Origin of the sequence: Psychrobacillus sp. FSL K6-2843 (genome assembly GCF_038626375.1) — a bacterium.
GTDB lineage: Bacteria > Bacillota > Bacilli > Bacillales_A > Planococcaceae > Psychrobacillus > Psychrobacillus faecigallinarum.
This window is the reverse complement of record NZ_CP152021.1, coordinates 2,269,924-2,282,061: the sequence shown is the minus strand read 5'-3', so window position 1 is coordinate 2,282,061 and position 12,138 is coordinate 2,269,924. Positions and strand designations below refer to the sequence as shown.

Genomic DNA, 12,138 nt, shown 5'->3' with positions numbered 1-12,138 from the left:
AGACCGTAATCTAACCTACCCCGCCAACATACCCCTAATTGGTTTCCTGCAACTTTACTAGGAAATCAGTGGATATACATTACTGTAAATACGCAAAGGGGAGTATGGCATAATACAAAGACTTCTAATCAGCAATTAAATAGAAGATAATATTTCGTGTATTTTCAAATTATTCTGTTATATAATGGTATTTATAGATGTTATTGGAGTGGTGAACTTCAATTATTTTAGATTTCAGACCAATACAATTATGCAGAGTCTAAAAAATCTTAATACGGAATGTAGAATAACAGATTTTCATTTACATATATATTGAAATTATTACTTTTTGAATCTCCAATTATATATTTTTATCATCGAGTTTCAAAGTAGAATAGGAGAAAAACTATGAACAATAAAATAGCAATAATCACTGGAGCAAGTCATCCCAGGGATATTGGAACTGCAATTTGTAGAAAATTAGCTTCTAAAGGAATAGATATATTCTTTACTAACTGGCAGGCGGACAATGAGTGGATCAATAGGTTACAGCAAGAGATAGAAAATTTAGGGGTCCGTTGTGTAGGAATGGAAATCGATTTATCACCGAGTGATGCTTACAAAGTGGTGCTAGATTCAGTGGAACTGGAGTTGGGAACGCCTTCTATACTAGTTAACAATGCAGCGCATTCGACAAGAGATGGTTATTTGGAATTAGACGGCAATACAATGGATGCCCATTATGCAGTAAACATGAGAACAACATTTTTGCTGAGTGTCGAATTTGTCCGTCGCTTTAAGAGAGAGAGAGCGAACGGAAGAATTATAAATATGACATCAGGACAGGATTTAGGAGCAATGCCAGGAGAACTTGCTTATGCTGCCACCAAGGGTGCTATAACAGCTTTTACAAAATCATTATCTGCGGAAGTAGCACCCCTCGGAATTACAGTAAATGCAATAAACCCTGGCCCCACCGATTCAACTTGGATGACCGATGAAATAAGAGAACACCTTTTACCGAATTTTCCAATGGGACGAATAGGTCAGCCTAGCGATGTGGCAGAGGTCGTATCCTTTATTGCTAGCGATGAGGCAGCTTGGATTACTGGACAAGTTATTCATTCAGAGGGTGGTTTTAATCGTTGATGAGGAAAATTGGCAAATGAAAAAAATCAAAAGACAATTCCAAGATTGACATACTTTGTGTTTTAACCATTCTTTTAGTTTTTACAATGTTAACTTATTTCCATTGGAACGGTTATCAGTAAGTTACAATGAAGAAAATTCTACTCTGCTAATTGAAGAGAGATTAATAGGCAAGGAAACCTATAAAGTTGATTCTTCTACTAATTTAAAATAGATGATTTTCATCAACCAAGTAAATGGAAGTTAACTTGTATGTTTTACCCTTTTACTGCCACGCCTATTTGGTTAAGGCGATATTCTACAAGAAACAATCCTAAATAAAATGGTTGTAAGCTTTTTTGATAGTGGTAGAAGTATTTATTGCCGAGAATATGTTAGTGCATAATAATCTACTACAAAATATTTCTGCCCATTAATAGTAGTAGCATAGTTACTAATGAATCTGAGGGAAAGCTATGAATAATTTGATGAAGCTTGTTATTTTAATATGTATGTTTGTAATATTTTCTGGATGCACAGAGGAAACAGTAAAACCAAATAATCCAACTCATGAGAACCCGATTTTAATGGAACATAATGGTCAGCAATTTGAAATATATACTTTCTTCGAGGAATATGAGAACTTTGTTGATAAGGCTGAAAAAGAGCCTAGTAATATAGAGGCGTTATTTAATCAAGAGGTTAAGAAGGCATTTGCAATAAATTCTAATCACACTGTTTCTTTGTACGAAGAGATACCAGCTCCAAAGAAACTAGAACAAATAAGAGAATATCTAGAAAAATTAAAAAGTAATAAGCAGGAAATAAATAAATGGATCCAAGAAGCATTAGAGGAATCCTCAGACAGGCTTTCTGGAGTAGATAAGACGATTTACGTATTTCCTTCCTTTGTAGAAGAGGAAGCATCCCTAAAAGACTTGGACTACGTGGCTGGTGGAACATTTGGTAAGGAACATTTTTATCTAAAGATTAACCCGTCCTTCACAGAGCTGGCCTTAAAGTATACGGTTGCTCATGAATACCATCATACGGTTGCTATGGAGAGCGGAGACGCTACCACATTACTAGAGCGATGTATATTGGAGGGGAAGGCAGATACCTTTGCCAAAATCATCTATCCACAAATGGAACCGGTTTGGCAACAGCCACTTTCTGGTTATTATGAGGAGCAGGGCTGGAAAGTTTTCAAAGAAAACTTAGAATCAGAGGAATCAGAAATTTGGGATTTCCTTTTCGTCGGTAATCATTTTAAAGGAATAGCCAAATGGACCAATTACAAAATTGGTTATGAGATAATGCGAAGCTTTTTGGAGAAAAATCATGACGTTTCTACAGAAGAATGGACCAAAATGTCTGCACAAGAAATACTAGCTAAAAGTAAGTATGTAGATTAGTTTATGAAATTCCTCTGTCTAACGTACTCTAACAAACAAAAGAAAAATAAGGGTAATACTTTTTGCTAGACAATTGTTTCATAAGAGGATATTTTTTGAGCTTTTAGAAAATCGGTATTCTTCTTGTTATGCACTCGACTTTTTATAAAGATTGCTGAGAGAGGAGTTACCAAATTTAATATGAGAAATGGGCAAACGGTAATATTAGACGGAGTATCTTTTCCATTAAAAGATATCCATGATTTTCGATGGATACATGATTATGGAGAGGTTTTTTGTGTGTTTGACCGACAGGATTCAGGAAATCTCTCTTTTTTGGTGATAAAAGATGGTTTAAAGAACTTCGTTAAATATGCTGGCGCCGCTCCTGTAAATTACAAGGGAAAACCAGGGGAAGCAATTAATAAACTTAAAAATGCAAAAGTTGTGTACGAAGCATTAGATCATCCACATTTAGTTAAACTAGTAGAACACCGAGAGATGGAAGAAGGATATGCACTTGTGTATGAATGGTTTGATGGCCTAAATATACAAAAGAATATGGCTCATTGTCCAGCTTGTCAGAGGTTTAAGCTGCTGCCTTTAGAAGTACGAATAAAGTCTCTTTCTACTATTTTTGAGTTTCATGTACATGTAGAAAAAAGTAATTATGCAGCAATAGACTTTTATGATGGAAGTATTTTATACGATTTTCAACAGCATAAGACAAAAATATGTGATGTAGATTTGTACCATTCTAAACCATTCTATAATGAAAAAGGTAGGCTTTGGGGTTCGTCAAGGTTTATGTCACCAGAAGAGTTTAAGATGTGTGCAGAAATTGATGCACGTTCGAATGTTTTTAATATGGGTGCCATCGCTTTTTATATTTTAGGTGGTGCTCTTGACCGTTCATATAACCAGTGGGAAGCAGGAAAAGAATTATATAGTGTTGCTAGAAGGGCAGTAGAGATTGAAAAAGACAATCGTTATTCTTCAATTGTAGATTTCTTCACAGAATGGAAGTTAGTTGTAGATAAAGAGTTTTCTTTCAAGGATTAATTATATTTTATGTTTTTAATTTATTTAAAGGAAAATAAATATGTAAGCTAGAATAGTAATAAATAGTTAATTTCAAGCCCAAAATAATATTGTTCTACAAACAAAATATGCTAAGAATATTGCTGTTTTGTTATTAAATTTATTGAAAAAGAATTGATGAATGGCCTATGATAGCCAAATTATATAACAAGAAAAAATTCAGATATTGTTTATAAACACTCATACAAGGGGAAAAGAAAGAGAAGCTTCTTTTTAGGATGTACTATCTGAGATTTTAAGAAGAAGGCATTTTATTATATAGGAACAAATATTCAAATATAATGAAATGCCCATCAATCAGTTTGCCTTTGAAACCAAAGATATAAATCTTTTAATTAGATTAGAAGCTACACATATTCTGGGAGAAAAGGAAAGTGTGCCATGGAGAATTCTGTATTGTTATTAAAAAATGCAAATGTGATCGATGTTGTAACTGGTAAAACAATTTATTCTCATCTTCTTATTCAAAATGGTTTTATTACAAAGATTGTTTCTGCACATAAGCCTATTGGCTATATTCATAAAAAAGCAGTTATTTATGATTTGAAAAGAAGATTTGTTATTCCTGGTTTGATTGATATGCATGTACATATGAAAGGGGACTATGCCCCTATTTTCACTGCCTCTGGTGTTACAACAGTTAGAAACACAGGAGGTAACATCGGAGAGTTAAAAAAAATAATTAACGCATCCAGCGGGGCACCTACCCCAAGAATTATCTCAGCAGATAGAATTATTGATGGACCACCGGGGTTATGGGGAGAGAATAGTCCTTGGAACATAAATATTAATGATGCTTGTAGTGCAAGAGCTGAGGTTAAAAGACAGGTTGAAGCGGGAGCAGATTTTATCAAAGTGTATGGTTGGTTGAAAAAAGAAATGATGAAAATAGTCGTGGAGGAAGCAAAACTTCTTCATAAGGAAGTTAGCTGTGATTTAGTACATTCAATAGAGGTTACTGCCACAGAGGCAGCAAAAATGGGTATTAAATGGAACGAGCATGCTTCAGGTATTATAAAAAATATTTTTCCTAACTGGACTATGCAAGCAGACGAAAATATATGGGAGACAATTGATTGGAAAAATCCTGACATGCAAAAAATTATAGAGGTATGTAAAATACTTGTGGAAAATAAAGTAGTGCTTTGTCCGACAATGGTTTTGTATGATCAAGTAAATTTAATGAGGAATTACTGGTATCCAGAAGAAAAAATAATGAACAAACTAAAAGAGAATGCTGTGTTGATGCAACATTGGAGAAGATTTATAGAAAATACTAGCTCATTAAATTCGTTAGGCATACAACATACTTATAACAAGGCAATTACAAAGGCTTATTTCGAATTAGGTGGGACAGTGGTTGCTGGATCTGATACCCCTGCTGGTATATTTACATTTCCTGGTATGGCATTACACCGAGAGCTAGAATTATTTGTAGAAATTGGTTTATCTGAAATAGATGCATTACGAACTGCCACGATTAAAGCAGCTGAAGCACTAGATAGGCAAGATATAGGGGTTATTCAAGAAGGCACAATCGCGGATATGGTAGTACTTGAAAAAAATCCATTAAAAGACATACGTAATACGAAAGAAATTCATTTTATTATCAAAGGTGGTACCGTATATTCACAGGACGACTTGCTTGATAAGGTTCCAACAGAGGAAAACATAAAAAAATCCGTTGAGGAATTTATGAATAGTTTTCTAGATACAAATTATAAATCTAGCTAATATTAATTAAACTAAAAAGTTTTAGGAAATTGTAAATAAAATTAGTTAGACCTTTCTACGTTTCTACATACTTTAAACTTAAAACTAGAAAAATGGAAAGTAAGTGTTGATTTTTTCAAAGAAAGTCAATATAATTCTCTTAATATGAAAAGCGTTGAAGAGGAAAAGTAAAATAATGATGTTATAAAGAGAGCTTCTGACGGTGGAAATGAGGCAAACTAATTATTTGAACATGATCTCGGAGCTTCGTACTGAACGTTTTGCGACTAGTAGGATACGACAAGAGTTGACACTTGTTATCAATGTCAAAGTATAAAGGCATTCTTGCTATGTACTTATGGAGTCAAGTAGTGTGAGCTATTTGAGCATTAAGGTGGTACCACGGGATATTTAACCCTCGTCCTTATCGATTATTCGATAGGGGGGAGGTTTTTTTTATGGAATGATTTAAACGTTAGATTTTATAAAAGAGTATCTTAAATAAGGAGAGATAAAAATGAGTATTTTAATAGGGGGAGCGTGGCCGTATGCCAATGGTTCGTTACATTTGGGGCACATAGCTGCATTGTTACCAGGAGATATATTAGCTAGGTATTTTAGGTTAAAAGGAGAAGATGTATTATACGTTTCTGGGAGTGATTGTAATGGTACGCCAATTTCCATTCGCGCTAACTCTGAAGGTAGTACAACAAAAGTAATAGCAGATCGCTACCATAATGAGTTTGTTGATACCTTTAAACGTTTGGGCTTTACGTATGATATGTTTACCAGAACAGATAGCCCCAATCATCACGCTGTCGTACAAGATATTTTTTTAAAGCTATGGAAGAATGGTTATATTTACAAGAAAGAAATAGAACAAACGTATTGTGAAGTGGATAGGCAGTTTTTACCGGATCGATATGTAGAAGGAACTTGTCCGAACTGTGGAAGCAAGGCTAGAGGAGATCAATGTGACAGCTGTTCTTTAATTTTAGACCCTTTAGATTTAACAAACAGAAGCTGTAAACTCTGTGGTAATGAACCGAGTATACGAAAAACAGAACATTTTTATTTTGAACTAGGCAGCTTTCAGGAGGAACTGGAGAACTATGTGAAGGTTTCTAAGAAAAGCAATGCATGGCGAGACAATGCCGTTCAACTGACAGAGCGATATTTGAGTGAGGGCCTTAAAGATCGGGCGGCTTCAAGAGATCTTCCAAACGGAGTAAGTATTCCTATAAAAGGCTATGAGGAAAAGAAAATTTACGTGTGGATTGAAGCTGTTTCTGGATATTATTCAGCGAGTAAGGAGTGGGGATTACAAAATAATAAGGATGTACAAAGCTTTTGGGATGAAGCGACAATATCTTACTACGTTCATGGAAAGGATAACATACCTTTTCATACACTTATCTGGCCAGCAATACTAAAGGGAATCGGTCATAAAGCTCTTCCAACACATATCGTATCTAATGAATATCTAACATTGGAAAAGAAAAAAATATCTACTAGCCAAAACTGGGCAGTTTGGGCTCCTTATATTTTGGAAAAATATCATCCTGATTCTATAAGGTATTTCTTAACAATTAATGCTCCGGAAAATAGAGACACAGATTTTTCCTGGAGAGAATTTATTCATAGTCATAATGGGGAGCTATTAGGTGCATATGGCAACTTTATCAATCGTACATTAAAGTTTATAGAAAAATCATATGAAGGTCAGATACCCGAAGAAGAAATTAATGATTTAATCATAAAACAAACCGAAAGCTTGTATATTAGAATCGGCAAATTAATAGAAGAGGCTCATTTTAAAACAGCCTTAGAAACTATTTTTACCTATATTCGAGATGCTAACAAATACTTTGACGAGCAAAAACCTTGGTTACAAATTAAAGAAGAAAAGGATACAAGTAAAAATACTATAACAACTTGCGTTTATATAATTGGAAATGTCGCTCAATTGTTATTCCCGTTTTTGCCCTTTTCTAGTGAAGAAGTACGGAAGATATTGAGAATGGACAACTTCCAATGGGAGCCAGTTCATGTCAAAGGGAAAACGATAAAAAACATTACTCCTCTATTTGAAAGAATTGACACCGTGGTTATTCAAGATGAACTTGATCAATTGAATAAGAATGTCAACAATGCCTAACAAGCATATATGTTGATTCAAGTCCTTTTCCTTGAATAAGCAATTATTTTATTTAAAATTAAAAAGGAAACTATGAAGGAGGCGTATATTAATGTATCGTAAAGTAGAGGATTTTATACAGGAATGGACAATGTCGGCGGAAGGAACAGCAAATGTTTTTAAGGCTATGACAGACGATAAGCTAGATCAAGCAATAGTAAAAAATCATAACACACTTGGTTGGTTAGCTTGGCATTTAACAACAGCACCAATTTTCTTAGCAAAGTTTGCTAAGCTTGAATTACCTACAGTGGGTAATCCTAAAGAAATACCAGCATCAGCAAAAGCAATTGTGACAGCTTATGAAAATATGGCAAAATCACTTGAAAATGCAGCCTCTTCTTTAACAGACAAAGATTTAGTGGAGGGAGTTCCAGCTTTCGGTACAACGTTAGAGCGTGGGCAAATTTTACGTAAAATCGTTGACCACCAAACTCATCACCGTGGTCAAATGACCGTATTACTTCGTCAAGCTGGTTTAGAAGTTCCAGGAGTAATGGGACCAACAAAAGAACAACAAATGTAATGTAGAACCACCTTTATTAAAATAAAGGTGGTTTTTTTATGAGCATGGGGTCAATAAACCGATCTAGGTACAATTACAATAAAGAACTTCATTTTATCTTAACGGCCAGACTTTATTAGAGAAATCGACCTAACTTGTTTAAGCAGACGAAAAAGCTACTAAATTTCAAGAGTCTGAAAATTTATAATGGATAGAAAGATTATAATCTAGCTTATGCTATAATCGGAAAGTATAATCAATTTAATTTTTAACAGGGGGGCGTTCAATATGATAAATAAACTAATTAGTTTGGGATTACAAAACAAAAAAGGTGAACGTCCTATTTAAATTAGTTAAATTTAGCGTTCAACCATCAAAAAGGGGAAATTTTGTGGAAATAAGATTACAAGAACTAAGTTCAAAAAACTGGTATGAATGCTGCCAACTAGAAATTTCTGAGGAACAGAAAGAATATATAGATACAAATGCAATCTCAATCGCACAGTCCAAGTTTGAAGTTACCTTAAAGCCATATGCGATTATTTGTGATGGAGCTATAGTTGGATTTCTAATGTATAATTCGGTTAAAGAAGAGCTTGATGGCTACTGGATATATAGAATAATGATTGATAAGAAATTTCAAGGGAAGGGCATTGGAAGGATTGCTTCAGAACTGATGCTTTTCGAAATGTCTAAACTACCTGATGTGAAAAAAATTGTAGTTGGTTATCACCCGGACAATCTAGGAGCACATAATCTATATTCAAAACTTGGGTTCATCAATAATGGTGATAGGTTCGGAAAAGAGATGGCCGTTGTCAAATATATAAATGAATAAATGAGTAAAAGGAAGAACCAATTTGGTGCTTCCTTTTTGTTTTCTTTAGATGGAGCTGTCTTTAACTATTCTAAAACTTTTAGATCGTAAGAATAAATACTTTTCTTTTGAACACTCGATAATAAATCGTGGAAACCAGTAATATCTAAAGTATTAACACGGCTACCATTGTCTAAATTATATTCCTCTAAATAGTATTTTTCTTTTTTTTCATCGCTATATCTTAGCACATAAAGTGAGTTATCTTTAAAATAAGTTTCCTCGTTGTGTCTGATTTTTGATTTACTAGCATTTTCTATGGAAAATTTCTTTTGAATTTCTTCGTTTTTTGTATCGAATGTATATACATCTCCTAGACCATTGATAAAATACAAAACGTCTTGGTGAATATGAGCAGAGTTTTTAAAATTATAAGGAATAGTGGACACCAAATCCTTCATGTCTTTATATTCTATAAAATCATAAACCTCCTGCTCATAAGTATCCTTTGCAATTCGGTAAAGGGAAGTTTTTTCGTTAAAATCATCAATTACAGATGAAAGTATCAAATAATAATTTTTTTTATCTGAAAGCAAAGGAGCCAATGAATTAAAAAATTCATTCTTTGGTGTGTCTAACATAGTCAAATGATCGACCTCTAATGAACTATCAAAAGTAACTTGCCTTAAATCGAATTGGTTTTTATCAACATCCTGTGTAAGTATATTAACTTTGTCGCCTTCTATCCCAGAGGAAGCAATATAAAAGGGAATGCTATCTGTTTGAAATTTTTCTTTGTTTCCAAAACGGACATCAGAAAGATAGCCGCTTCCGTCTTGAGTGAATCCACTATTATAAATACTAAAAAATATATTTTTGTTCTCGATAAAACCAGTACGCTCACCAGTGTATTGGTCCGTTTTCATTGGAAATTCTTTATAATCCTCCCCAACTATCCGTACCTTGTCTTTTTCCTCTAGAAAAACACTGTTTTCATAAACAGCCGTGCTACCTAACTCCAAGCCTTCCATTTTTAGCGCTTGTGCATTACCTTTCTGATCGATAAAAACCGCAAAGCTAAATCCTTCTCCGTCAATATCCTGATCAGCGGTAGTAGACAGGTAGATAATAGCTTTTTTATTATGTAAAAAATTTTCCTTCTCCAAATCAGCTATAGATAGAAGCAAATTACTATCTACGCTTGTAGGGTTGAAAAATAAAGTGTAAGTAAAATAAAAGAAAACCCCTAGGCCAAACATTCCAATAATAGTTATAATATTTCTTTTCATTTATATAACCCTCCTAAAGGTTAAATGACAATAGGCAGCAATGCTATTTGTGCCTATTGCCATTTTGTTTTAAATATTTCTAACTAATTTTGTACTAGGAGCATCTCTAACGTCTCTTGGATATACACCAAGGCCTCCATCATCATCTAAATCTAAATTACCATTTAGTTTATAAGTAGACCAGATAAGTTTAGAGCAGTTTTTAGCTCCATTGTGACCAGTAGAACGATTGGTAGCGAAATTGTATGAATAACTCTGTCCTACCTGTGAGTATGCCCAGTTCGCTGCATTATTTCTATTAGTTGTAGTAGTACTTACTGATTTGACTAATGCGCCTGAACTATCCACTTTGCGAGCTGTAGTGGAAATAGTACGTACTCCAGCTGATGGCACGGATTCTACTATAGTTGTGGAAGTGTAATATAAGCCTACGTGCCCATGATCAAGGTATGCAGTTTGTGAAGGCGTGTAGTAGAAGTTACCTTTTGTACTGTTGCCTACGCTTACAGTCCCGCCACTATCACCGCTTGTTTGATTGGATTTTGCTTCTGCCAATCCCTGAGCTTGATCGTTCTTTAACTCTTTGTAGATTTGTTCTAAAATTTGTTGCTCTGTTTCTCCAGTGTTTTTTGCAATTTCTTCTACGCTGGACATTAATTCATTGCTAGAAACGTCTGGCTGGAGTGTCAAAATTTCGTCAAGGTACGAGTAACTGTTGGCAGAGGCACCACTAAAGGAAGTTGAAGCTAATAACATTGCCGTGAATGATAAAGCTGCGAATGATTTTTTCATAATACAACTCCTTTTTCATATTTTTACTTCATCTATAATTTTAATTTAATTGTATAATTTTACAATTGGGAAAAATATTAGGCGATTAAAGAGCTGTTAATAATTTTTTAAGTAATAATGATGATATTCTGATAAATGTACAGAAAAGATATATCGTTTAGTGGGAAAAATATTTTCCTCTAGAACAACAAGCAGGAAAAGTATCCCTTTGTCTTGAATTTAATAAAAGAGAATGTTATTAAGGAGAATGATAATGGAGATAAAATCTGTATTAAGAAAATGGCAAAGTAAAAAAGGAGAGATAGATAACTTAGAAGAACTAGTAACAGAAATGCTTAAAAATATAGGAACAATCGATGCTGAGCTAAGAGACAGTTTAATTTACTCTTCATTTTATCTTTTAATAAAGGACAATAAATTATCGAATGAACTCATGGAAAAAGTCCTGATTAGTTGTTTATCTAAGGAGTATTTGTTTAAAGGTATAGGTGAAGTAGAAACCGACACTGTGTTTACAAGGTCGTTTTCGTCATTAGTAATAGCTTTGATAGTAGAAAAGGATAAAACAAAAGGATTTTTGGAAAAACAGCTGTTAGAAGAAGTGTTTGAAAAAACGATTATATACTTACAATCAGAAAAAGATGTAAGAGGTTATGTAGAAGGGAAAGGATGGGCGCATAGTATTGCCCATGGAGCAGATCTGTTAGAAACTCTTATTAGCCACCCATCCTTCAATTTGTTAAATAGTGAGAAATGCCTTACAACAATAACTGCATGTATTTGGAAGGATTCTGTTTTCCAGGACGATGAGGATGAGCGGCTACTCTTTGCAGTCGAGGCACTTTTAGAAAAAGGATTATCGGAGGAGATACTTATAGATTGGGTGCACAACTTTGAAAAATTATTAGACCCAACAGTAAGTCGTGAAGAGAATTCCTTAACCTTTTATAAATATAGGTCTAATGTCATGAACTTCTTAAAGTCACTGTATTTTCGTTTATCGTATCGTGGAGAAAGTATAAATACAGAGCTTCAAATTAAAAAATCCTTAAAAAACTTACATAACGCTATGTATAAAAGGGAGTAATGTTTCTAATCTCAAGCGTAGGATGAAGTGGATGCTTCAGTATTTATTTTTTATGTACTAATATATTTTAGTAATTAGAACAAAAGTAATTATATACATACATTCTACATAAAAATGTCCTCAATTAAATGAAGGA

10 protein-coding genes and 1 other annotated feature are annotated in these 12,138 nt (G+C 33.9%); of the genes, 8 read left to right on the top strand and 2 right to left on the bottom strand.

Annotated elements, in window-relative coordinates; translation table 11 throughout:
• Positions 1-387 precede the first annotated feature (387 nt).
• The 7 genes from MKY94_RS11540 to MKY94_RS11510 all read left to right on the top strand — a co-directional run bounded on the left by MKY94_RS11540 (position 388) and on the right by MKY94_RS11510 (position 8,855).
• Positions 388-1,128: an SDR family oxidoreductase gene (locus tag MKY94_RS11540; protein WP_191696892.1), complete on the top strand. Its 741-nt coding sequence runs from the start codon at positions 388-390 to the stop codon at positions 1,126-1,128.
• Positions 1,129-1,583: 455 nt separating this feature from the next.
• A complete protein-coding gene (locus tag MKY94_RS11535) occupies positions 1,584-2,522 on the top strand; it encodes a DUF2268 domain-containing putative Zn-dependent protease (protein ID WP_191696893.1) in 939 nt (312 codons plus the stop codon).
• Positions 2,523-2,702: 180 nt separating this feature from the next.
• A complete protein-coding gene (locus tag MKY94_RS11530; protein ID WP_191696894.1) occupies positions 2,703-3,563 on the top strand; it encodes a serine/threonine protein kinase in 861 nt (286 codons plus the stop codon).
• A 420-nt stretch (positions 3,564-3,983) separates the two neighbouring features.
• Entirely contained in the window at positions 3,984-5,336 is a 1,353-nt protein-coding gene (locus tag MKY94_RS11525) for an amidohydrolase family protein (protein WP_144536078.1), read from the top strand.
• A 145-nt stretch (positions 5,337-5,481) separates the two neighbouring features.
• Positions 5,482-5,744: a binding site (T-box leader), on the top strand.
• Between the two features lie 88 nt (positions 5,745-5,832).
• Positions 5,833-7,473, top strand: a complete 1,641-nt coding sequence (gene metG, locus MKY94_RS11520; protein WP_340863255.1) for a methionine--tRNA ligase — start codon at positions 5,833-5,835, stop codon at positions 7,471-7,473.
• A 91-nt stretch (positions 7,474-7,564) separates the two neighbouring features.
• Positions 7,565-8,038, top strand: coding sequence for a DinB family protein (locus tag MKY94_RS11515; RefSeq protein ID WP_340863254.1), 474 nt, complete (start codon positions 7,565-7,567; stop codon positions 8,036-8,038).
• A 370-nt stretch (positions 8,039-8,408) separates the two neighbouring features.
• Positions 8,409-8,855, top strand: a complete 447-nt coding sequence (locus tag MKY94_RS11510) for a GNAT family N-acetyltransferase (RefSeq protein WP_340863253.1) — start codon at positions 8,409-8,411, stop codon at positions 8,853-8,855.
• A gap of 65 nt (positions 8,856-8,920) precedes the next feature.
• On the opposite strand, the gene MKY94_RS11505 is transcribed toward MKY94_RS11510, so the two are convergent.
• Both MKY94_RS11505 and MKY94_RS11500 read right to left on the bottom strand, forming a co-directional pair.
• A complete protein-coding gene (locus tag MKY94_RS11505; protein WP_342577089.1) occupies positions 8,921-10,123 on the bottom strand; it encodes a hypothetical protein in 1,203 nt (400 codons plus the stop codon).
• A 69-nt stretch (positions 10,124-10,192) separates the two neighbouring features.
• Positions 10,193-10,915 (bottom strand): hypothetical protein, encoded by a 723-nt coding sequence (locus MKY94_RS11500; RefSeq protein WP_342577088.1) that lies wholly within the window; start codon positions 10,913-10,915, stop codon positions 10,193-10,195.
• Positions 10,916-11,168: 253 nt separating this feature from the next.
• On the opposite strand from MKY94_RS11500, the gene MKY94_RS11495 reads away from it, so the two are divergent.
• On the top strand, positions 11,169-12,002 hold the full coding sequence (locus tag MKY94_RS11495; protein ID WP_342577087.1) for a DUF2785 domain-containing protein: 834 nt from the start codon (positions 11,169-11,171) through the stop codon (positions 12,000-12,002).
• Positions 12,003-12,138 lie beyond the last annotated feature (136 nt).